The organism is Acidovorax sp. DMC1 (assembly GCF_056314325.1).
Genome location: NZ_JBQUYO010000003.1, coordinates 392,089 through 414,192 on the forward strand (window position 1 = coordinate 392,089; position 22,104 = coordinate 414,192).

Below are 22,104 nucleotides of genomic sequence, written 5' to 3' on the forward strand. Positions count from 1 at the left end.
CCAGACCAGACTGTTTGCCCCGGCTCGTCTGGCCGGGAGAGGGCGCACGACGGTACCGGAGCTGGATCAGCCCTTAATAATGGTCGTGGTTTTGGTGGTGATTGCGCGCACAGCCACGCCTGCCAGGGCGGCAGTAGCGGTGTTCAGGGCGAACGGGCGGGCGGCAAACATGGGCGTGATTGTAATGGATCGCGGCTTGCACGGGGCTTGCAGCGTTGCGCGAATGCCATGAAGCGCTGTGCAACGCCCCCTAAAGGGCTGGGTGGATCTGCGAGCCGGTGCCTGCCCATGAAAAAGGCGACCACTGAGGGTCGCCTGTGATGGATGCCGCTTGCCCCCGCTACGAGCAGCTCGCGTGGCTGTGGCGGTTTACGCTTGCAGCGCCTTCACCACGGCGTCGCCCATCTGCGCCGTGCCGACCTTGGTGGTGCCTTCGCTGTAGATGTCGGGTGTGCGCAGGCCTTGGGCCAGCACCTTTTGTACAGCCGCTTCGATGCGCTGGGCGGCGGCTTCTTGGTTCAGGCTGAAGCGCAGCATCATCGCGGCGGAGAGGATGGTGGCCAGCGGGTTGGCCACGCCCTTGCCGGCGATGTCGGGGGCGCTGCCGTGGCTGGGCTCGTACAGGCCCTGGTTGCTGCTGTTCAGGCTGGCCGAGGGCAGCATGCCGATGGAGCCGGTGAGCATGGAGGCTTCGTCGCTCAAGATGTCGCCAAACATGTTGCCGGTCACCACCACGTCAAACGCCTTGGGGGCCTTGACGAGTTGCATGGCCGCGTTGTCCACGTACATGTGCTGCAGTTCGACGTCGGGGTACTGCTGGCCCACTTCGGTCATCACGTCTTTCCAGAACTGGAAGGTTTCCAGCACGTTGGCCTTGTCCACGCTGGTGACCTTCTTGTTGCGCTTGCGGGCGGCCTGGAAGGCGACATGGGCGATGCGTTCGATCTCGGGGCGCGAGTAGCGCATGGTGTCAAAGGCTTCCTCTGCACCGGGGAAGTGCCCATCCACTGCCGTGCGGCGGCCACGGGGTTGACCGAAGTAGATGTCGCCCGTCAGCTCGCGGATGATGAGGATGTCCAGGCCTGCGATCAATTCGGGCTTGAGGCTCGAGGCGCCCACCAGTTGCTCGTAGCAAATCGCGGGGCGGAAGTTGGCGAACAGGCCCAGGTTCTTGCGCAGGCCCAGGATGGCTTGCTCGGGGCGCAGGGGGCGGTCGAGCTTGTCGTATTTCCAGTCGCCCACGGCGCCGAACAGGATGGCGTTGGCTTCCTTGGCGAGTTGGAGGGTGGATTCGGGCAGCGGGTGGCCGTGGGCCTCGTAGGCGGCACCGCCGACAAGGGCTGATTCCATCTCGAACTTCAGGTCGAGTGCGTTGAGGACCTTGACGGCCTCGGCCACGATTTCGGTACCGATGCCGTCACCCGGCAGAACTGCGATTTTCATTGGTTTTGCTTTGTTTTTGATAGCTGCCAGCGCATATGGATGTAGCGCTTGCGGCCAATTGGGCTGAATATTGGGGTTACGACACCATGGTGTGTGCCAGCCAGGGCTTGGTGGCCAGGCGCTGGGCTTCAAAGGCCTTGATCTTGTCCGACTGGCGCAGGGTCAGGCCGATGTCGTCAAAACCGTTGAGCAGGCAGTACTTGCGGAAGGCCTGCACCTCGAACGGGATTTCCTCGCCCTGGGGGCGCACGATGACCTGGTGCTCCAGGTCGATGGTGAGCTGGTAGCCCGGGAAGGCCGCCACTTCGTCGAACAGCTGGGCGACGGTGGCTTCGGGGAGCACGATGGGCAGCAGGCCGTTTTTGAAGCAGTTGTTGAAGAAGATGTCGGCAAAGCTGGGCGCGATCACGGCGCGAAAGCCGAACTGGTCCAGCGCCCAGGGCGCGTGTTCGCGGCTGGAGCCGCAGCCAAAGTTCTTGCGCGCGATCAGGATGCTGGCGCCTTTGTAACGTGGCTGGTTCAGCACAAAGTCGGGGTTGGGCTTGCGCTGGCTTTCGGGGATGCCCGGCTCGCCCTTGTCCAGGTAGCGCCACTCGTCAAACAGGTTAGGGCCAAAGCCCGTCTTCTTGATCGACTTGAGGAACTGCTTGGGGATGATGGCGTCGGTATCGACGTTCTCGCGGTCCATGGGAGCCACGAGGCCTTTGTGAAGGGTGAACTTCTGCATGTCAGGGGGCCTTATTTGGCTGCGCGCTCGATGGCCGATCCGGCCTTGCCGATGTCCTGGCCCACACCCTTGACGGTATTGCAACCGGCCAGCAGGAACGTGAGGGTCAAAGCGATGAGGGTAGCGGTGGTTTTCATGGCAAAGCTCCTTCAGGCAAATTGGCGGATGTCTACGAAATGCCCATGCACGGCAGCCGCAGCGGCCATGGCGGGGCTCACGAGATGGGTGCGGCCCCCAGCGCCCTGGCGGCCTTCAAAGTTGCGGTTGCTGGTTGATGCACAACGCTCGCCGGGCTCCAGGCGGTCGGCGTTCATGGCCAGGCACATGCTGCAGCCGGGCTCGCGCCACTCAAAGCCTGCGGCCTTGAAGATCTGGTCCAGGCCTTCGCGCTCGGCCTGCTCCTTGACCAGGCCCGAGCCGGGCACCACCATGGCCAGCTTCACATTGCTGGCCACCTTGCGGCCCAGGTTCTTCACCACGGCGGCGGCTTCGCGCATGTCTTCGATGCGGCTGTTGGTGCAGCTGCCGATGAACACCTTGTCGATGGTGATGTCGTTGATCGGCTTGCCCGGCGTGAGGCCCATGTAGGTCAAGGCGCGCTCGATGGCGCCACGCTTGTTGGCGTCTTTCTCCTTGTCGGGGTCCGGCACGCGGGCGTCCACGCCCAGCACCATCTCGGGGCTGGTGCCCCAGGTGACCTGCGGAACGATCTCCGCCGCGTCGAGCTTGACCACGGCGTCGAACTTTGCGTCGGCGTCAGAGTGCAGCGTTTTCCAGTACGCCACGGCCTGATCCCATTCCACGCCTGTGGGCGACAGGGGGCGGCCCTTGACGTATTCGATGGTCTTGTCATCCACCGCCACCAGGCCTGCGCGGGCACCGGCCTCGATGGCCATGTTGCACACGGTCATGCGGCCTTCCATGGTCATGGCGCGGAAGACGGAGCCGGCAAATTCAATCGTGTAGCCCGTGCCGCCGGCGGTGCCGATCTTGCCGATGATGGCCAGCACCACGTCCTTGGGCGTCACGCCCTTGGCCAGCGTGCCGTCCACCTGGACCAGCATGTTCTTGGCCTTCTTGGCCAGCAGGGTCTGGGTGGCCATCACGTGCTCGACTTCGGAGGTGCCGATGCCGTGCGCCAGTGCGCCAAACGCGCCGTGTGTGCTGGTGTGGCTGTCGCCGCAGACCACGGTCATGCCGGGCAGGGTGGCGCCGTTTTCGGGGCCGATCACGTGCACGATGCCTTGGCGCTTGTGCATGAATGGGAAGAACGCTGCCGGCGTGATCTGCGCGATGTTGTCGTTCAGCGTGGTGATCTGTTCTTTGCTGATCGGGTCGGTGATGCCGTCGTAGCCGTTCTCCCAGCCCGTGGTGGGCGTGTTGTGGTCGGCGGTGGCCACGATGGAGCTCATGCGCCAGACCTTGCGGCCCGCCTCGCGCAGGCCTTCAAACGCCTGGGGGCTGGTGACTTCGTGCACCAGATGGCGGTCGATGTAGAGGATGGAGGTGCCGTCCTCTTCGGTGTGGACAACATGCTCGTCCCAGATCTTGTCGTACAGGGTGCGTCCCATGGCGTGGCTTTCTTTCTGCTTTCGGGCTTCAGGTGGGGGATTGGATTTTAGTGTCGGGGGCTGTTTGCGCCGAGGGCGGTTCCGGCCGCGGTGCCAGGTGTTCCACCAGCAAACGGGCAGTAACAGGCAGGGCGTCAAAGTCGCGGGCCACCACACGCAGTTCGCGGTGCGCCCAGGCATCGGTCAGTGGGATGGCCTGCAGGTTGCCCACGCCGCGCATCAACGCAAACGCCCGGTCGGGCAGCAGACCCACGCCCAGGCCGTTGTCGATCATGCGGCACATGGCATCGAGCCCCGTGACCTGGATGCGCTGGCGCAGCGGGCGCCCGGCAGCGGCAGCGGCAGCGCGCATGGCCAGGCTGATGCTGCTGTTGGCGTGCAGGCCCACGATGTCCCAGTCCAGGACTTCTTCAAAATTGATAGCATCTAGCGCAGACAAGTCATGCGCTCGGGGCACAACCAGCACCAGATGGTCAGCGCGGTAGGGGCGGGATTGCAGCGCCAGGGCACCGCCACTGTTCGCCATGCCGACGTTGCAGATGCCCAGGTCGGCGGCGCCTTCTTGCACGGCGTGCAGCACGTCGCTGGAGAGGTGCTCCTGCAGATCGATTTTGATCTGACTGTGCTCGCGCGCGAAGGCGCCCAGGTCTTCGGGCAGAAACTGGAAGATGGCCGAAATGTTGGCGTGCATGCGCACATGGCCGCGCACGCCGTCGGCATATTCGCTCAGTTCGCCCTGCATGCGCTCCAGGCCGAACAGCACGGTGCGCGCATGGTGCAGCAGGCTCTCGCCAGCGGGCGTGAGCGTCACGCCCCGGCTGTGGCGGTAGAGCAGGGCCGTGTCCACGGCCGTTTCCAGATCCGACAGGCGCTTGCTGACGGCCGACGCCGCGATGAATTCGCGCTCGGCCGCGCGGCCGATGCTGCCGAGCTCGCACACCGCCACAAACAATTGCAGCGAGGTCAGGTCAATACGGCGCGCAAAACTGCGCTCGGAGCTTTTCATGGGGTTTCGACTTCTCGGAAAGAGAAGGTTTCATATTTTCTCCCCAATATTGGCGGTTTGCTATCGCGATACGCGATGACTGCGATGCCTTTCTGCGCGAGAACTACTCTCCTGGAGCGCAGAAAGATACCGGGGCTCAGGCCGAGCAGGTGCTGCCGTGCTCTGGCACCGAGGCCCGCCAGCGCAGCTCGTGTTCAACGCGTTGGCGCAGCCGGTCTGCGGCGTCCATTTCGCCGTGCACCACATACACCTGATCGGGCGCGTGGCCCATGCTGCGCAGCCAGGCGATGAGCTGATTGCCGTCCGCATGGGCCGATGCAGAAGACAGCTTGACCACCTCGGCCCGGACAGCCACATCCTGGCCGTGGATGCGGATGTTTTTCTCGCCCTCGGCCAAGCGGGCGCCGCGCGTGCCTGGCGCCTGGTGCCCAGTCAGGATGATCATGTTGCGGTGGTCGCCCGCGTGCAGCGCCAGGTGGTGCAGCACCCGGCCTCCGGTGGCCATGCCGCTGGCCGACAGAATGACCATGGGACCATGCAGCCGGGCCAGTCCTTTGGACTGCTCCGTCGTCTGGACCATGGTGGCGCCGTGTTCCAGCGCCTGCACTTCGCGCCCGCTCAGGCGGTGTTCCTGCATGTGGTGCTGGAACAGCCCCGTGGTGCTCACAGCCATGGGGCTGTCCAGGAACACTTTGAGCGATGCGGGTATCACGCCCTGTGCCTTCAGCAGCCCAATGGCGTGCAGCACGACCTGTGCACGGCCCACGGCGAACACAGGCACCACGGCGATGCCCCCGCGTGCAGCCAGCCGCTGCAGGGCGGGGCCCAGTTCGTCGAGCAGGCCCTCAGGCGGGTGCTCGCGGTCGCCGTAGGTGGATTCGATGAGCACCGTGTCCGCCTGGGGCGGGGCGTCTGGTGGGTTCATCAGCAAGTCGTCCGGCCGACCCAGGTCGCCGGAGAACAGGATGCGCCTGCCTCCCACCTCCAGCAGCACGCTGGCCGCCCCCAGGATGTGACCCGCAGGCGAAAAGGTCACGCGCCAGCCGGGCAGGGGCTCGAAGGCTTTGTGGAACGGATGGATCTGGAACTGCTTGAGGCAGTGCAGTGCATCTAGCCGGGTATACAGGGGCAGGGCAGGGCTGTGGCTGCTGAGCTGGTGGCGGTTGAGGAAGGCGGCGTCTTCTTCCTGCAGGTGTCCGCTGTCAGGCAGCAGGATGGTGCACAGGTCGCGCGTGCCCGGCGTGCAATGGATGGCGCGGGTGTAGCCGTCGCGCGCCAGCAGGGGCAGGTAGCCGCTGTGGTCCAGATGGGCGTGGGTCAGCACCACGGCGTCGATCTGGTGCGGCGTGACGGGCAGGGGCTGCCAGTTGCGCAGGCGCAGCTGCTTGTAGCCCTGAAACAGCCCGCAATCGACCAGAAGGCTTTTGCCTTTGTAGCGCACCAAATACTTGGAACCGGTGACGGTGCCGGAGCCGCCCAGGAAGGTGATGTTGACGTTCATGTCGATGCCTCTTGTTCCTCGTGTCCCGGAATGTGGCTCCATAGCCGCCGTGTGGGCTTTCATGCTACTGCGCAGGTGGCCCGAGGGCGGCGGCTGGCGGGCGGATTCTTGCCTCAGATCAAGAAATTCACGCTGGCAATGTTTTTCTGTTGCAGATCCTTTGGCGGTACTACAGTGGGGAGCCCAATCCCTGATACCCCGTTTGGCGGGACCTTCATCCAAAAAGGTTGAGGTATGGAACCCAGATTTTCCTGTCACGCACATGGCGCATTGTTGGCAGCGGTTTTGCTGTCCGGTGGAGCGTGCGTGCGAGCCCAAGCCCCGGATGAACCGCCTGAGTGGGCTGACGAGCCGCCCGTGTTGTCGCGCTGGCTGGAAGAGGGCTACGCGGCCGAAGCGCTGCGCCAGCCGCACCGCGCAGCGCAGCGGTACTGCGACGCGGCGCGCTATGGTAGCGTGGAGGCGCAATACCGCTTGGGCCGCCTGCTGATGCAGGGGCGCGATGTAGTGCCTGATCCGGTGGCCGCCGCCACTTTGCTGGCGTTGGCCGCGCAGCGTGGGCACGAAAAGGCGCGCAGCTTGGCCGAAGGCCTTGTGCCAGGCGACCGCCTGCCGGACTGCTTGACAACGGGCGAGGCGCCCCGGCTGGAGGTGCGCGATTCTGCCCATGAGGTCGTACCCCAAGAGGTTGTGGACCGCTATGTCAGCAACCTGCCCGACGATAAGCGCCGTCATGCCGAGCTGGTGCAGCGGCTCGCCCCCCGCTTCGAAGTGGACCCGCGACTGGCGCTGGCCATCGTGCGGTCGGAGTCCAACTTCCAGGCCCGGGCGCTGTCGCCCAAGAATGCGCAGGGGCTGATGCAACTGATCCCCGAGACCGCAGAGCGCTTTGGCGTGGGCGACGTGTGGAACCCTGAGCAGAACGTGCGTGGCGGGCTGACCTACCTGCGCTGGCTGCTGGACCGTTTTGGGGGGGATGTGGCACTGGCCTCGGCCGCCTACAACGCGGGCGAAAAAGCAGTGGAGCGCCACGGCGGCGTGCCGCCCTACAGCGAGACGCGCGAGTACGTGCGCCGCATTCTGGGCTTCTACCGTGCGCCCCTGCACGAGCGGCCGGGCAAGGCCACGGGGTTGGCCCTGCCGCCTGCAACACGCATGAAAAAACCGCCCGGGCCGTGAGGCCGAAGGCGATTTGAAAGCGGCGCAGCGCTGGCTCAACTGAAGAAATTCTTTAGTCGATCCGTCCAGCTCTCGCCGCTGGGCGAATGGCGTGCGCCGCCCTTCTTGAGGGAGTCTTCCAGCTCGCGCAGCAGCTTGCGCTGGTGCTCGGTCAGCTTGACGGGCGTCTCGACCGCGATGTGGCAGTACAGGTCGCCCGGGTAGCTGGCGCGCACACCCTTGATGCCCTTGCCGCGCAGGCGGAACTGCTTGCCGGCCTGGGTGCCTTCGGGGATGTCGATGGCTGCCTTGCCCGCCAGCGTGGGCACTTCGATCTCGCCGCCGAGGGCGGCCGTGATGAAGCTCACGGGCACCTGGCAGTGCAGGTCGTCACCGTCGCGCTCGAAGATGTCGTGTTTCTTCAAGCGGATCTCGATGTACAGGTCGCCCGGTGGGCCGCCGTTGGTGCCCGGTTCGCCGTTGCCCGTGCTGCGGATGCGCATGCCGTCGTCGATGCCGGCGGGGATCTTCACTTCCAGCGTCTTTTGCTTCTTGAGCTTGCCCTGGCCGTGGCAGGTGGTGCAGGGCTCAGGAATGATCTTGCCCGTGCCGCGGCAGTGGGGGCAGGTCTGCTGCACGCTGAAGAAGCCCTGGCGCATCTGCACCGTGCCTGCGCCCTGGCAGGTGCCGCAGGTCTTCGCGCTGGTGCCGGGTTTGGCGCCGCTGCCATGGCAGGTGTCGCAGGTGTCCCACGAGGGGATGCGGATCTGTGCATCCTTGCCGCGCGCGGCTTCTTCCAGCGTGATCTCCATGGCGTAGCTGAGGTCGGAGCCTCGGTACACCTGGCGTCCGCCGGCGCCCCGGCCACGGCCTTGCTGGCCGAACATGTCGCCGAAGATGTCGCCAAACGCCTCGGCAAAACCGCCAAACCCTTCGGCCCCTGCACCGCCGGGGCCGCGCATGTTGGGGTCCACACCGGCGTGGCCGTACTGGTCGTAGGCGGCCCGCTTTTGCGGGTCGGAGAGCATCTCGTAGGCCTCTTTGGCTTCCTTGAATTTCTCTTCGGCAGGCTTGGCGGCATCACCCTGGTTGCGGTCAGGGTGATGCTTCATCGCCAGCTTGCGATAGGCCTTCTTGATTTCTTCGTCCGAGGCGTTTTTCGGAACGCCCAGGATTTCGTAAAAGTCTCGTTTGGACATAGTGATTCAGAACCCAGTTGGAACAGGAACGCCGCGCAGCCCCTCAGAGCAATGCGCGGCGGCTCGGGTCAACGGGGGCTCGTTCAGCCCTTCTTGACTTCCTTCACCTCGGCATCGACGACGTTGTCGTCATCGGCGGGCTTGTTGGCTGCACCAGCCGATGCACCTGCGGCGTCTGCACCACCGGCCGCCTGGGCGGCTTGCGCTGCCTGCGATTCGGCGTACATCTTCTCGCCCAGCTTCTGGCTGGCGGCCATCAGCGCGGTCGTCTTTTCGTCGATGGCAGCCTTGTCTTCACCCTTCAGGGCTTCTTCCAGGGCCTTCACGGCGGCGGTGATGGCGTCCTTTTCGCCGGCTTCGAGCTTGTCGCCATGCTCGGCGAGGCTCTTGTTCACGCTGTGTACGGCAGCTTCACCCTGGTTGCGGGCCTGCACCAGCTCCAGCTTTTTCTTGTCGTCGGCGGCGTTCAACTCGGCGTCCTTCACCATCTTCTGGATTTCTTCTTCCGACAGGCCCGAGTTGGCCTTGATGGTGATCTTGTTTTCCTTGCCGGTGCCCTTGTCCTTGGCGCCCACGTGCAAGATGCCGTTGGCGTCGATGTCGAACGACACTTCGATCTGTGGAACACCACGGGCTGCCGGTGGAATGCCTTCCAGGTTGAACTCGCCCAGCAGCTTGTTGCCCGAAGCCATTTCGCGCTCACCCTGGTAGACCTTGATGGTCACGGCAGGCTGGTTGTCGTCGGCCGTCGAGAAGGTCTGTGCGAACTTCGTCGGGATGGTCGTGTTCTTCGTGATCATCTTGGTCATCACGCCGCCCAGGGTTTCGATGCCCAGCGACAGGGGGGTCACGTCCAGCAGCAGCACGTCCTTGCGGTCGCCCGACAGCACTTGGCCCTGGATGGCGGCGCCCACGGCCACGGCTTCGTCAGGGTTCACATCCTTGCGGGGGTCCTTACCGAAGAATTCCTTGACCTTCTCCTGCACCTTGGGCATGCGGGTCATGCCACCGACCAGAATCACGTCATGGATGTCGGACACCGACACGCCCGCGTCCTTGATGGCCATGCGGCAAGGAGCGATGGTGCGCTCGATCAGCTCTTCCACCAGGGCTTCCAGCTTGGCGCGGGTCAGCTTGATGTTCAGGTGCTTGGGGCCCGAAGCGTCGGCCGTGATGTAGGGCAGGTTGATGTCGGTAGAGGCCGAGTTGGACAGCTCGATCTTGGCCTTTTCAGCGGCTTCCTTCAGGCGTTGCAGGGCCAGGACGTCCTTAGACAGGTCCACGCCTTGCTCTTTCTTGAACTCGCTGATGATGTAGTCAATGATGCGCTGGTCGAAGTCTTCGCCGCCCAGGAAGGTGTCGCCGTTGGTCGACAGCACTTCGAACTGCTTTTCGCCGTCCACGTCGGCGATTTCGATGATGGACACGTCGAACGTACCGCCACCCAGGTCATACACGGCGATCTTGCGGTCGCCCTTTTCCTGCTTGTCCAGGCCGAAGGCCAGGGCCGCAGCCGTGGGTTCGTTGATGATGCGCTTGACATCCAGGCCTGCAATGCGGCCGGCGTCCTTGGTGGCTTGGCGCTGAGCGTCGTTGAAGTACGCGGGCACGGTGATCACGGCCTCGGTCACGGGCTCGCCCAGGTAGTCCTCGGCGGTCTTCTTCATCTTGCGCAGGATGTCGGCGGACACTTGCTGAGCCGACAGTTTCTTGCCGCGCACTTCCACCCAGGCGTCACCGTTGTCGGCGGCCACGATGGAGTAGGGCATCAGGTCGATGTCCTTTTGCACTTCCTTTTCGGTGAACTTGCGGCCGATCAGGCGCTTGATCGCGAACAGCGTGTTCTTGGGGTTGGTCACGGCCTGGCGCTTGGCGGATGCGCCGACGAGGATCTCGCCGTCTTCCTGGTAAGCCACGATGGACGGCGTGGTGCGCGCGCCTTCGCTGTTTTCGATCACGCGGGTGGTGTTGCCCTCCATGATGGAGACGCAGCTGTTGGTGGTGCCCAGGTCAATGCCGATGATTTTTCCCATGATTTTTCTCCGAATGCTTGAATGGTTTGGATGGCTAGTAACTTGTGGATAACTTGGTGGGGTTCAAGTCTTCCGGGGCGATTTTTTGCGGCTTTTATTTGGGGGCCGCCACGGTGACCAGGGCGGGGCGCAGTACGCGCTCGGCGATCACATAGCCCTTTTGCAGCACAGCCACCACCGTATTGGCTTCTTGCTCCGCAGGCACCACGCTGATGGCCTGGTGCTGGTGGGGGTCGAACTTGGCGCCTGCGGCGGGGTTGATGGCCACCACCTTGTTGCGCTCCAGCGCAGACGTCAACTGGCGCAAGGTGGCGTCGGCGCCTTCGCGCAGCTGCTGGGGCGTGGCCTCCTTGATGGCCAGGGCCGCGTCCAGGCTGTCAGCCACGGGCAGCAGGCTCTCGGCAAAACTCTCGATACCGAATTTGCGGGCCTTGGAAACCTCGTCTTCAGCGCGGCGGCGGGCGTTCTCCGCCTCGGCCTTGGCGCGCAGGAACTGGTCCGCCAGATCGGCACTTTTGGCCTTCAGCTCAGCCAGCTCGCCCTGCAGGCGTGCCAGCTCATCGGAGGCGTGGGCGGCCATGGCGGCTTCGACTTCTTCGGGGGCGGGGGCGCTTGGGGCGGGGTTGGTTTGGCTGTGGTCTGACATGTCAGGATTTGAAGAGGTAAAAAATGCAGTACGCGCGGCATCTGGGGGCTTGCCGGGGAATATCAAGGTCTGCGCCAGGGATTTGTCGTTACGACGGCCCCGGGTTGGCGCAAGTGGTTGTAAGGCATGTCGGCCCAACCGCCGTTTTTGCAAGGGCCGCACCTTCCATGGCTGGACAAATGGGGTGTGGACGATGCTGTAGCGGGTGTACTGAGTGTACAAGCGCAAGCGGTCGGGTTATAATCGCAGGCTTTCCCTTGCCACACCACTTCTAGACGCGGTGGGTGGTCTCACCCAAAAGGAGTCTGCATGCGTCATTACGAAATCATTTTGTTGATCCATCCGGATCAAAGCGAACAAGTTCCAGCCATGCTGGAGCGCTACAAGGGCATGATCACCGCTGGCGGTGGCAAGGTGCACCGCGTGGAAGATTGGGGCCGTCGTCAACTGGCGTACCTGATCAACAAGCTTGCCAAGGCCCACTACCTGTGCGTAAACATCGAAGCCGACCAGGCTGTGATGGCTGAATTGGAGCACGCCTTCAAGTTCAACGACGCCGTGCTGCGCCACCTGACCGTGCAAAAGAAGAAGGCTGAAACCGGTCCTTCTTCCATGATGAAGACCGTCGAGCGCGAAGAAGCCCGCAAGGCCAGCCAAGCTGAATACGCAGCGGCCGGCGAGCGCTGATCCTCTTCTCTCTTTGGAGTGGAGAACCGCGTCGTCTTGACCGCCTGTATCGCAGAGGCTGAGCCCTTGCGGTACACGCCCGCCGGACTGCCTGCCCTCACGCTGCGCCTCGAACACGAGTCCCAGCAAACTGAGGCAGGCCATCCCCGCGAAGTCAAGGCCGCCATGAAAGCCACCGCCTTTGGAGCGATGGCTGAGCGACTGGCAAGGCAAAACATCGGAAGTCTCTGGACTTTTCATGGATTTCTGGCCACACCGCGCAATGGCAAGACTGCAGTGCTGCACATCCAGGATATTCAACAAAATTAATTTTCAAGGGGTCCGCAATGGCCACGTTCAAGAAGTTCAACAAAGACAAGCGCCCAAAGCGCAACACCCAGTCCCTGCTGTTCAAGCGCAAGCGCTTTTGCCGCTTCACGGTGACCGGTGTTGAAGAAATCGACTACAAGGATGTCGATACGCTGCGCGATTTCATCGCCGAAAACGGCAAGATCATCCCCGCACGCCTGACCGGCACGCGCGCCATCTTCCAGCGTCAGCTGAACACTGCCATCAAGCGCGCACGCTTCCTGGCCCTGGTGCCTTACAGCGACCAGCACAAGATCTAAGGAGCACAACCCATGCAAATCATCCTGCTCGACAAGGTTGTGAACCTCGGCAACCTCGGTGAAATCGTCAAGGTCAAAGACGGCTATGCCCGCAACTTTCTGATTCCCGCCGGCCGCGCACGTCGCGCCACGGAAGCCGCCAAGGCAGAGTTCGAAGCCAAGCGCGCTGAACTCGAAAAGGCCGCTGCTGCCAAGCTGGCAGAAGCCCAGGCCCAAGGTGAAAAGCTGGCCGGTACCACTGTCAAGCTGACACAAAAGGCTGGCGTGGATGGCCGTCTGTTTGGTTCCGTGACCAACCATGACATTGCCGAAGAGCTGAACAAGCAAGGCTATAAGGTTGCCAAGTCGCAAATCCGCCTGCCCAACGGCCCGATCAAGGTCGTGAGCGACAGCGCTGTGAGCGTTGCTCTGCACACCGACGTGGTCGTGGAAGTCAACGTGTCGGTCTACGGCGAAACCGCCTGATCGTCCGTCAGGACCTCTCAAAAAAGCCGCCCTTGGGCGGCTTTTGTCTTTGTGTGACCGTAGTTTGTACACGGTTGCCCACGGGTTACCCCCGCCTTATCCACAGACTTGTGCGATGACGACACGCCGCGTGGGCGATAGCATGCCGGGTTGACTCCGAGGATTCCATGTCTGCCGTTTTCCCACCCCTTGATGATGGATTCACGCCCGTGCCGGACCGTGAAATTGCCCAGTTGCGTGTGCCGCCGCACTCCATCGAGGCGGAGTCCAGCGTGTTGGGGGGGCTGCTGCTGGACAACAACGCCTGGGACCGTGTGGGCGACTTACTGGTGGAGAGCCATTTCTACCGCCATGAACACCAGATGATCTATACGGCCATTGGCGCGCTGATCAATGCCAGCAAGCCAGCCGACGTGATCACGGTGTTCGAGCATCTGCAGAACCAGGGCAAGGCGCAGGAGATGGGCGGGCTGGCCTATCTGAACAATCTGGCGCAATACGTACCCAGTGCCAGCAATATTCGGCGCTATGCCGAAATCGTTCGCGAACGCGCCATCCTGCGCAAGCTGGTCACGGCCAGCGACGAAATTTCGACCAACGCGTTCAACCCCCAGGGTAAAACGGTGGAACGCATCCTGGACGAAGCCGAGGCCAAGATCTTTGCCATTGGCGAAGAGGGTTCGCGCACCAAGCAGGGCTTCCAGTCGCTCGACACGCTGGTGATTGACCTGCTCGACCGCGTGCAGGAGATGGCTGACAACCCTGTGGACGTCACGGGCGTCCCCACCGGCTTTGCCGACCTGGACCGCATGACCAGTGGCTTGCAGGCGGGCGACATGGTGGTGCTGGCAGCACGCCCGTCCATGGGCAAAACCTCGTTCGCGGTGAACATCGCTGAGCACGTGGCGCTCAACGAGGGCTTGCCGGTCGCCATCTTCTCGATGGAAATGGGCGCAGCTCAATTGGCGGTGCGTATTGTGGGCTCGATCGGCCGGGTGAACCAGGGCAACCTGCGCACCGGCAAGCTCACCGACGATGAATGGCCGCGCCTGACCGAAGCCATCGAAAAGCTGCGCACGGTGTCGCTGCACATCGACGAAACCCCGGGCCTCACGCCCAGCGAGCTGCGTGCCAACGCGCGCCGTCTGGCGCGCCAGTGCGGCAAGCTGGGCCTGATCGTGGTGGACTACTTGCAGCTCATGAGCGGCTCGGGTTCGTCGGGATCGGACAACCGGGCGACGGAGCTTGGGGAAATTTCCCGGGGCCTCAAGATGCTGGCCAAGGAGCTGCAGTGCCCGGTGATCGCGCTGTCTCAGCTCAACCGCTCGGTGGAGCAGCGTACCGACAAGCGCCCCATGATGTCCGACCTGCGCGAATCGGGCGCCATCGAGCAGGACGCGGACATCATCATGTTCATCTACCGCGACGACTACTACAACAAGGACTCCAAGGAGCCCAATGTGGCCGAGGTCATCATCGGCAAACAGCGGAACGGCCCCACCGGAACCGTAAAGCTGTTCTTCCAGAAGAACCAGACGCGCTTTGAGAACCTGGCGATGGGTTCCGGCGACGATTTCTAATAAAAATAGCTGCTAGCGCCGGTTTTATATGCGCTGGCAGCTATTGAATTTATAGCGAACAAGTTCTGGCGCAATGCCGTACAGTGCCCGTGGTTCCAGGCTCCCGGCATGCGCGGTATCGCTATTGCACTATTGAGTTAGTACCCACACCAGCAAACCTGCGCATGCCACTGCCAGCATGCTCACCGCCACGGTGAGCCATTGTTGGCGTCGGCGCAGCACTTCCACCGCCTGCACCACCTGGGCATGCTGTTCGGCCAGGGACTGGATCAGAATGGCGGACTCTTGCTGCTCCCGCTCCAATTGCGCCACGCGGTCACGCAGATGCTGAAGCTGCAAGGCCACCGGAATGGCGGGCTCGCCAACGGCACCATCGAGTGCAGCCGTCGCCGCTTCGGCATTCCCTTTTTGGGTGGTGCCCAGCAGCTTCTTGGCCGCCTGCAGGATCTGGGGCGTCGCCTCGATGACGTCGCCCCAGGGCACCAGCTTCAGTGCTGCAACCCAGCTTGCCGCCAACTCAGAGCACCTCGCTGGCGAAGTCCGCCAGGCGTGAGCGTTCGCCTCGCGCCAGGGTGATGTGCCCGCTGTGTGGCCAGCCCTTGAAGCGGTCCACCGCATACGTCAGGCCGGAGGAGCCTTCGGTCAGGTACGGTGTATCGATCTGCGCCAGGTTGCCCATGCAGATGATCTTGGTGCCGGGGCCTGCGCGGGTGATCAGTGTCTTCATCTGCTTGGGCGTCAGGTTCTGCGCTTCGTCGATGATCACGTACTTGTTCAGGAAGGTGCGCCCGCGCATGAAGTTCATGCTCTTGATCTTGATGCGGCTGCGGATCAGCTCGTTGGTGGCCGCGCGGCCCCACTCGCCTGCGTTGCCGCCATCGCCCTTGGCCAAAAACTCCAGGTTGTCATCCAGTGCGCCCATCCAGGGGCCCATCTTCTCTTCTTCGGTGCCGGGCAGGAAGCCGATGTCTTCTCCCACGCTCACGGTGGCGCGGGTCATGATGATCTCGGTGTAGCGGCGGTCGTCCAACACCTGAGTGAGGCCCGCGGCCAGGGCCAGCAGGGTCTTGCCGGTGCCTGCAGTGCCGGTCAGGGTCACGAAGTCGATCTCGGGGTCCATGAGCAGATTCATGGCGTAGTTCTGCTCGCGGTTGCGCGTGGTCACGCCCCACACAGCATTCTTGGTGGAGCCATAGTCCTTGAGCGTCTGCAGCACCGCAGTCTTTTCACGGATCTCGCTCACGCGCGCAAACAGGCTGGGCTCGCCGGGGGCCTCGAAGTACACAAACTGGTTGATCATCAGCTGCGGCACGATGGGCCCGCCGATGCGGTAGTAGGTGTGGGCGCCGCTCTGCCAGCTTTCCACGTTCTTGCCGCTCTTGGCCCAGAAGTCTGGGGGCAGGGCCAGCACGCCGGCGTACAGCAGGTCGCCATCTTCCAGCGTCTTGTCGTTCTGGTAGTCCTCGGCGTTCAGGCCCAGGGCGCGCGCCTTGACGCGCATGTTGATGTCCTTGGATACCAGTACCACCTCGCGCGGGGCGTGCAGCTTGCGCAGGGCTTCGACCACGCCCAGGATCTGGTTGTCGGCCTTGCCGGGGGGCAGGCTGGTGGGCAGGCTGTAATCCAGCGGTACGGTCTGGAAGAACAGGTGGCCGCCCGCGGCGCGCTGGCCGGTGGAGTCGAGCTTGAGGCCCTTGGCCATGTCGGCGCCCTGGGCGGCCGCCAGCGCATCCAGGGTGCGGCTGGCTTGGCGGCCGTTGCGCGCGACTTCGGTCATGCCCTTCTTGTGGCCGTCCAATTCTTCCAGCACGATCATCGGCAGGAAGATGTCGTGCTCTTCAAAGCGGAACAGGCTGGTCGGATCATGCAGGAGCACATTGGTGTCCAGCACGAAGAGCTTGCTCGGGCCGTGCGATGCGGACTTGCGGCTGCGTGCGGTGGTTGCGGTGGCTGGCGCGGGGCTGGCGGTGACGGCAGCAGGAGTGGCGGTACCGCGCGCCTTGCGCGTGCCAGTGCTGCGAGCCACGGGAGCGGCAGAGGGGGCGGCTATACGGGTTCGGGTCTCGATCTGTAGCAGTGGAGCGGTGTCAGGCGCTGCCAGCGACGAGGCCACACTGTCTGCCTTGCGTCCCGCGCGGGCTGGGGCTGCAGCGGCGCGCTGAGGCATGGCAACGGCTTCGTTGGCCGAGGTGGTGGCTACGCGGGGGCGGGCCGTGACTTCAAAGGCTTCTGGCGCGAGGAGTGCAGCGCGCCGGCTGGGGGCGGGGGGCAGGGGCATGGTGGCAGGGCCTCGGTCGGTAAAGGGGTAACGGATGGGGTCAGAAAGCAAAAAGCCGCCTGGAGGCCAAGGCGGCTTTTTGGATGGGTGCTAACGGTGCAAGAACCAGGGGCATTGATCCATTATGCCCACTCCATGTGTCTTGCCAGGGCAAACCGGGCGGTGTGTCGCGTGGATGCTCCAGTGCCTTTTGGTGGATTGCAACGGTCGCCGCAGCGCTGATGCGATCAGGTGGTCCGCTCAGGCGGCCTTTTTCAGGGCTTTGAGTGATTTGACGGTCTTGAGGACTTCGTCCACGTGGCCTGGTACCTTGAGGCCGCGCCACTCTTGCACCAGCAGGCCATCGGGGCCGATCAGGAAGGTGCTGCGCTCGATGCCCTTGACCTTCTTGCCGTACATGATCTTGTTCTTGACCACACCAAACATGTGGCACATCTTTTCTTCGGTGTCGGCAATCAGCTCGAACGGCAGTTCCAGCTTTTCCTTGAAGTCGTCGTGCGACTTCATGTTGTCGCGCGAGACACCGAACACGGCTGCGCCAGCTTTCACGAAATCCTTGTACTTGTCGCGAAACTGCATGGCCTCCGTGGTGCAGCCCGGCGTGTTGTCCTTGGGATAGAAGTAGAGAACCAGAATTTGGCCAAGGTGGGAGGTGTTGGAGACCTTAATACCACCGGTTGCGTTGGCTTCAAATTCAGGGAGGGGTTTGTTGACAACGATCGCCATATCACTTCAATCTCTCAGGATGTAGTCGTTGGTAAGCCGGGGGAGTGGGTGTGTTATTGCTCTTGGTGGTGCCCCCGACCGCAACCGGTGATTTTACCCTGAAATCGGTTCCCAGCCAAATGTAAGACAGTGTGTCCTGCGTGGGGCGGCGGGCACTTTGGCACGGCCGTGCATAAGTGGCATTCCCGGTGCGCCAGACTTTGAGGCAGGCCGTGAGCGCCCGTTCAGACTTCCAGAATCAGGGCTGCGACCACGTTGCGTCCTTCGCTCGCCAGGATGTTGTAGGTGCGGCAGGCTGCCTGGGTGTCCATGGTCTCCAGCCCGAGTCGCCGCGCGATCAGGGGAGCCAACCATGCGGGCGGGGGAAAACGATTGCGCAGCCCGCTGCCAAAAATGACCAGTTCGGTTTCCAGCCCGGCCAACTGGGCGAAATGCTCCGGGGTCAGATTCTCAAAGCGGGAGCAGGGCCAGGGCTGGCGCAGGCCTGCCGACCCGATGATGACGCTGTGGGTGATCTTGTCGGCATCGATGCCGATCCAGCCGGGGCCGTAGCCGCTGATGGTCTGAGCGTTGGAGCGGTCGGGCTGGAATTTCATGGCAGGAAGTGGTGGGCCTCAGGTGCTGCGGGGTGTGGCAGCGGCGCCCGGCGCCAGGGGAAGGCAACGGTTCTGTGGTCAAATTATAGGTTTCGCCTGAGGGCGCCGGCTCCGGCGGCCTCCTGACCCCACCGCACTACTGTCAGCGCATGAAAACCGTCCAAAAATCCGCCAAGCTCGCCAATGTTTGCTACGACATCCGGGGCCCGATCATGGACGCGGCCAAGCAGATGGAGGAAGACGGGCACAAGATCATCAAGCTCAACATCGGCAATCTGGCCGTGTTCGGCTTTGATGCCCCCGAAGAAATCCAGCAGGACATGATCCGCAACCTGCCCAACTCGGCGGGCTATTCGGACAGCAAGGGCATATTCGCCGCCCGCAAGGCAGTGATGCATGAGACCCAGAAGCAGGGTATCAAGGGCGTGGCGCTGGACGACATCTACCTGGGCAATGGCGCCAGCGAACTGATCGTGATGGCCACCAATGCGTTGCTGGATACGGGCGACGAATTGCTGCTGCCGTCGCCGGATTACCCGCTGTGGACGGCTGCGGCGAGCCTGTCGGGCGGCACCCCGGTGCACTACCTGTGCGACGAAGCCAATGGATGGATGCCCGACTTGGACGACATCCGCTCCAAGATCACGCCGCGCACCAAAGGCATCGTAGTCATCAACCCCAACAACCCCACGGGGGCCCTGTACTCGGTCGAGCTGCTCAAGGGCATTGTCGCCATCGCCCGCGAACATGGCCTGGTGATCTTTGCGGACGAGGTGTATGACAAGGTGCTGTACGACGGCGCCAAGCACACGGCCATTGGCTCGCTGAGCGAGGATGTGCTCACACTCACCTTCAACTCGCTGTCCAAGAGCTACCGGTCCTGCGGTTACCGCGCTGGCTGGCTGGTGGTGTCGGGTGACAAGAAGCCTGCCAAGGACTACATCGAGGGCCTGAACATGCTCTCGAACATGCGCCTGTGCGCCAACGTGCCCGGCCAGTGGGCCGTGCAGACGGCGCTGGGGGGCTACCAGAGCATCAACGAACTGGTGTGCGAAGGCGGCCGCCTGCGTAAGCAGCGTGACCTGGCCTATGAGCTCATCACGGCCATTCCCGGTGTGACCTGCGTGAAGCCGCAGGCCGCGCTTTACATGTTCCCGCGCCTAGATCCGGCGGTGTATCCCATCGAGGACGACCAACAGTTTTTCCTGGAGCTGCTGCAGGAAACCAAGGTCATGCTGGTGCAGGGCACGGGGTTCAACTGGCCCGCGCCCGACCATTTCCGCATCGTGTTCCTGCCGCATGAAGACGACTTGCGCGATGCCATCGGCCGCGTGGCGCGCTTCCTGGAGCAATACCGAAAGCGCAAGCAGACCACTGCGGCAGCGGTCGCGGCCTGATCCGTCGCGTTGCCCAGACAACAAGGCGATACGCTCCATGCGCAGCCCATCCGCTCTTGACCTAGCCCGGCATGTTGCCGCCTGCGTGCTGGTGGCGGCGGGTTTGCTCGGTACCGTGCACGCTGCCGACAAGGGCAAGGAGCCCGTGAGCTTCCAGCACAAGGACTGGGCCTTGCAATGCGACAACACCCGAACCTGCAGGGCCGTGGGGTACCAGTCGGAGAGTGGAGAGTCAGAGCCGGTCTCCATGCGCCTGACCCGCGAGGCAGGGCCTGACACACCGGTGCTGGTGGACCTGCAGGTGTCCACCGAGAAGGCTTCTCCAGCGTCGCTGCACCTCAAGGTGGGCGCACTCTCGTTGCCGGGGCTCAAGGGCGACACCCCCAGCGTGCCTGCGGCCCAGGTGCCCCGCCTGCTGCAGGAGCTGCTCAAGAATGAAGAGGCCACGGTGGCCGCTGGCAAGGACCGTTGGGTACTGTCGCTGGTGGGTGTTACCGCAGTTCTGCTCAAGATGGACGAGGCCCAGGGCCGGGTGGGCACACCGGGCGCCCTGGTGCGCAAGGGCACGAAGCCAGAGGCTTCCGTGCTGCCCCCTTTGCCAGCTCCCGTGATCAAGGCGGTGACCCCGCTGCCTGCGCGCAAGGGCGATGCCGCGTTGGCCAAGCCGCTGGTGGCTGCGCTGGACCGCGCCAGTACTGAGGGCCAGTGCAATGGCGACGATGCGTTCAACCCCGCCAACGTGCAGGTCTACCGGCTTACGGATCGCAAGGTGCTGTTGTCCGTGCCCTGCGGCATGGGGGCCTACAACTTCAGCAGTCTGCTGTGGGTCGCCAACGACCGCCCGCCCTACAAGCCAGAGCCCTTGCAGGACGTGGACGGCGATTTCGATCCCGCCTCGGGCATGGTGCATTCGGCGATGAAGGGCCGTGGCATTGGCGACTGCTGGTGGGTGCGTGAGTGGCAGTTCGACGGCCAGGGTTTTGTGCTGCGCAGCGAGTCTGGCGATGGCATGTGCCGCGGTTTTGCGGGCGGCGCCTGGCAGTTGCCGACCTATGTCACCCGTTGATGGATCTGCTGCTCGACACGGCGCCCCATACATCCTTCCCGAATCATTGTTTTTCTTTCTCTTCCCATTGCTATGAAACCCATCCAAGTAGGCCTTCTGGGCATCGGCACCGTCGGCAGCGGCGTGTTCAACGTGCTCGCACGCAACCAGGACGAAATCAGCCGCCGTGCTGGCCGTGGCATCGAGATCACCATGGTGGCCGATCTGGACGTGGCGCGCGCCAAGGCCGTGGTGGGTGACGGCATCCAGGTCGTCAACGACGCCCGCTCCATCATCGCCAACCCCGACATCGACATCGTGATCGAACTGATCGGCGGCTACGGCATCGCCCGCGCCCTGGTGCTCGAAGCCATCGCGGCGGGCAAGCATGTGGTCACTGCCAACAAGGCGCTGCTGGCCGTGCACGGCACCGAGATTTTTGCGGCCGCATCGGCCAAGGGCGTGATGGTCGCCTTCGAGGCCGCTGTGGCTGGTGGCATCCCCATCATCAAGGCGCTGCGCGAAGGCCTCACGGCCAACCGCATCCAGTGGATCGCCGGCATCATCAACGGCACTACCAACTTCATCCTGTCCGAGATGCGCAGCAAGGGCCTGGACTTTGATGTGGTGCTCAAGGAAGCCCAGCGCCTGGGCTACGCCGAGGCCGACCCGACCTTCGACATCGAAGGCGTGGACGCCGCGCACAAGGCCACCATCATGTCGGCCATCGCCTTCGGCATCCCCGTGCAGTTCGACAAGGCCTATGTGGAAGGCATCACCAAGCTCTCCGCTGCCGACATCAAGTACGCCGAGCAGCTGGGTTACCGCATCAAGCTGTTGGGCATCACCAAGCGCGCCGAAAAGGGCATCGAGCTGCGCGTGCACCCGAGCCTCGTGCCCTCCAAGCGTCTGATCGCCAACGTGGAAGGCGCGATGAACGCCGTGGTGGTGCAGGGCGATGCCGTGGGCACTACGCTGTACTACGGGAAGGGCGCGGGCTCCGAGCCCACCGCCAGCGCCGTGATTGCCGACCTGGTGGACATTGCCCGCCTGCACACGGCCGACCCCGAACACCGCGTGCCCCACCTGGCCTTCCAGGCCAACACGCTGCAAGGTGCCATGGACCAGCTGCCCGTGCTGCCGATGAGCGAAGTGGTCACCAGCTACTACCTGCGCCTGCGCGTGGCCGACCAGGCCGGCGTGCTGGCCAAGGTCACGGGCCTGCTGGCCGAAGCGGGTGTGAGCATTGACGCCGTGCTGCAGCGCGAGGCGGACGAAGTGGGCGGCGAGGGCTCGACCCAGACCGACCTGATCATCCTGACCCACGACACCCGCGAAGGCACGATGGATGCCGTCATTGCACAAATGCAGGCACTGCCTACCGTGCTGGCGCCCATCACGCGCATCCGCAAGGAAGAGCTCAACTGATGATGGACCA

Annotated in this window: 22 protein-coding genes; 9 read left to right on the forward strand and 13 right to left on the reverse strand. The window is 63.5% G+C overall.

What is annotated here, in order from left to right:
* Positions 1–369 precede the first annotated feature (369 nt).
* The 6 genes from leuB to ACT531_RS09095 form a co-directional block, all read right to left on the reverse strand.
* Positions 370–1,443 (reverse strand): 3-isopropylmalate dehydrogenase, encoded by a 1,074-nt coding sequence (gene leuB / locus ACT531_RS09070; RefSeq protein ID WP_476017208.1) that lies wholly within the window; start codon positions 1,441–1,443, stop codon positions 370–372.
* Positions 1,444–1,519: 76 nt separating this feature from the next.
* Positions 1,520–2,170 carry a 3-isopropylmalate dehydratase small subunit gene (leuD, locus tag ACT531_RS09075; RefSeq protein WP_476017209.1) on the reverse strand — a complete coding sequence of 217 codons (651 nt, stop codon included), beginning with the start codon at positions 2,168–2,170 and terminating at the stop codon, positions 1,520–1,522.
* A gap of 11 nt (positions 2,171–2,181) precedes the next feature.
* Positions 2,182–2,307 (reverse strand): entericidin A/B family lipoprotein, encoded by a 126-nt coding sequence (locus ACT531_RS09080; RefSeq protein WP_015013238.1) that lies wholly within the window; start codon positions 2,305–2,307, stop codon positions 2,182–2,184.
* A gap of 12 nt (positions 2,308–2,319) precedes the next feature.
* Positions 2,320–3,741, reverse strand: coding sequence for a 3-isopropylmalate dehydratase large subunit (leuC, locus tag ACT531_RS09085; RefSeq protein WP_422849104.1), 1,422 nt, complete (start codon positions 3,739–3,741; stop codon positions 2,320–2,322).
* Positions 3,742–3,769: 28 nt separating this feature from the next.
* Positions 3,770–4,747, reverse strand: a complete 978-nt coding sequence (locus tag ACT531_RS09090) for a LysR family transcriptional regulator (RefSeq protein WP_476017210.1) — start codon at positions 4,745–4,747, stop codon at positions 3,770–3,772.
* 136 nt (positions 4,748–4,883) lie between these two features.
* Positions 4,884–6,248, reverse strand: coding sequence for an MBL fold metallo-hydrolase (locus ACT531_RS09095; RefSeq protein ID WP_476017211.1), 1,365 nt, complete (start codon positions 6,246–6,248; stop codon positions 4,884–4,886).
* A 306-nt stretch (positions 6,249–6,554) separates the two neighbouring features.
* On the opposite strand from ACT531_RS09095, the gene ACT531_RS09100 reads away from it, so the two are divergent.
* The gene (locus ACT531_RS09100; protein ID WP_476017212.1) at positions 6,555–7,427 is read left to right on the forward strand and encodes a lytic transglycosylase domain-containing protein; all 873 of its coding nucleotides are present in this window, start codon (positions 6,555–6,557) and stop codon (positions 7,425–7,427) included.
* A gap of 35 nt (positions 7,428–7,462) precedes the next feature.
* Here the strand turns inward: ACT531_RS09100 and dnaJ are convergent, their stop codons facing one another.
* From dnaJ to grpE, 3 genes are all read right to left on the reverse strand, one after another.
* Positions 7,463–8,605, reverse strand: coding sequence for a molecular chaperone DnaJ (gene dnaJ / locus ACT531_RS09105; RefSeq protein WP_015013242.1), 1,143 nt, complete (start codon positions 8,603–8,605; stop codon positions 7,463–7,465).
* An 83-nt stretch (positions 8,606–8,688) separates the two neighbouring features.
* Positions 8,689–10,638, reverse strand: a complete 1,950-nt coding sequence (gene dnaK / locus ACT531_RS09110; protein WP_110959345.1) for a molecular chaperone DnaK — start codon at positions 10,636–10,638, stop codon at positions 8,689–8,691.
* A gap of 94 nt (positions 10,639–10,732) precedes the next feature.
* Positions 10,733–11,284: a nucleotide exchange factor GrpE gene (gene grpE / locus ACT531_RS09115; RefSeq protein ID WP_476017213.1), complete on the reverse strand. Its 552-nt coding sequence runs from the start codon at positions 11,282–11,284 to the stop codon at positions 10,733–10,735.
* A gap of 309 nt (positions 11,285–11,593) precedes the next feature.
* On the opposite strand from grpE, the gene rpsF reads away from it, so the two are divergent.
* From rpsF to dnaB, 5 genes are all read left to right on the forward strand, one after another.
* Entirely contained in the window at positions 11,594–11,971 is a 378-nt protein-coding gene (rpsF, locus tag ACT531_RS09120) for a 30S ribosomal protein S6 (protein ID WP_015013245.1), read from the forward strand.
* Positions 11,972–11,989: 18 nt separating this feature from the next.
* Complete coding sequence (priB, locus tag ACT531_RS09125) at positions 11,990–12,280, forward strand: primosomal replication protein N (protein ID WP_056061479.1); 291 nt, start codon at positions 11,990–11,992, stop codon at positions 12,278–12,280.
* A 17-nt stretch (positions 12,281–12,297) separates the two neighbouring features.
* Entirely contained in the window at positions 12,298–12,579 is a 282-nt protein-coding gene (gene rpsR / locus ACT531_RS09130; RefSeq protein WP_005795932.1) for a 30S ribosomal protein S18, read from the forward strand.
* Between the two features lie 12 nt (positions 12,580–12,591).
* Positions 12,592–13,044 (forward strand): 50S ribosomal protein L9, encoded by a 453-nt coding sequence (gene rplI, locus ACT531_RS09135; protein WP_015013247.1) that lies wholly within the window; start codon positions 12,592–12,594, stop codon positions 13,042–13,044.
* Positions 13,045–13,211: 167 nt separating this feature from the next.
* Complete coding sequence (gene dnaB / locus ACT531_RS09140) at positions 13,212–14,624, forward strand: replicative DNA helicase (RefSeq protein WP_056061481.1); 1,413 nt, start codon at positions 13,212–13,214, stop codon at positions 14,622–14,624.
* Positions 14,625–14,753: 129 nt separating this feature from the next.
* Here the strand turns inward: dnaB and ACT531_RS09145 are convergent, their stop codons facing one another.
* The 4 genes from ACT531_RS09145 to ACT531_RS09160 all read right to left on the reverse strand — a co-directional run bounded on the left by ACT531_RS09145 (position 14,754) and on the right by ACT531_RS09160 (position 18,224).
* Positions 14,754–15,140 carry a hypothetical protein gene (locus ACT531_RS09145; RefSeq protein WP_476017214.1) on the reverse strand — a complete coding sequence of 129 codons (387 nt, stop codon included), beginning with the start codon at positions 15,138–15,140 and terminating at the stop codon, positions 14,754–14,756.
* 1 nt (position 15,141) lies between these two features.
* Positions 15,142–16,902: a PhoH family protein gene (locus tag ACT531_RS09150; protein ID WP_476017215.1), complete on the reverse strand. Its 1,761-nt coding sequence runs from the start codon at positions 16,900–16,902 to the stop codon at positions 15,142–15,144.
* A 240-nt stretch (positions 16,903–17,142) separates the two neighbouring features.
* Entirely contained in the window at positions 17,143–17,628 is a 486-nt protein-coding gene (locus ACT531_RS09155) for a peroxiredoxin (RefSeq protein WP_015013251.1), read from the reverse strand.
* 224 nt (positions 17,629–17,852) lie between these two features.
* Positions 17,853–18,224, reverse strand: coding sequence for an Mth938-like domain-containing protein (locus tag ACT531_RS09160; RefSeq protein ID WP_476017216.1), 372 nt, complete (start codon positions 18,222–18,224; stop codon positions 17,853–17,855).
* A gap of 149 nt (positions 18,225–18,373) precedes the next feature.
* Here ACT531_RS09160 and ACT531_RS09165 point away from each other — a divergent pair, with 149 nt between their 5' ends.
* From ACT531_RS09165 to ACT531_RS09175, 3 genes are all read left to right on the forward strand, one after another.
* Entirely contained in the window at positions 18,374–19,621 is a 1,248-nt protein-coding gene (locus ACT531_RS09165; protein WP_015013253.1) for a pyridoxal phosphate-dependent aminotransferase, read from the forward strand.
* Positions 19,622–19,658: 37 nt separating this feature from the next.
* Positions 19,659–20,687 carry a DUF1176 domain-containing protein gene (locus tag ACT531_RS09170; protein ID WP_476017217.1) on the forward strand — a complete coding sequence of 343 codons (1,029 nt, stop codon included), beginning with the start codon at positions 19,659–19,661 and terminating at the stop codon, positions 20,685–20,687.
* A 72-nt stretch (positions 20,688–20,759) separates the two neighbouring features.
* Positions 20,760–22,094, forward strand: a complete 1,335-nt coding sequence (locus tag ACT531_RS09175; protein WP_476017218.1) for a homoserine dehydrogenase — start codon at positions 20,760–20,762, stop codon at positions 22,092–22,094.
* Positions 22,095–22,104: the final 10 nt, after the last annotated feature.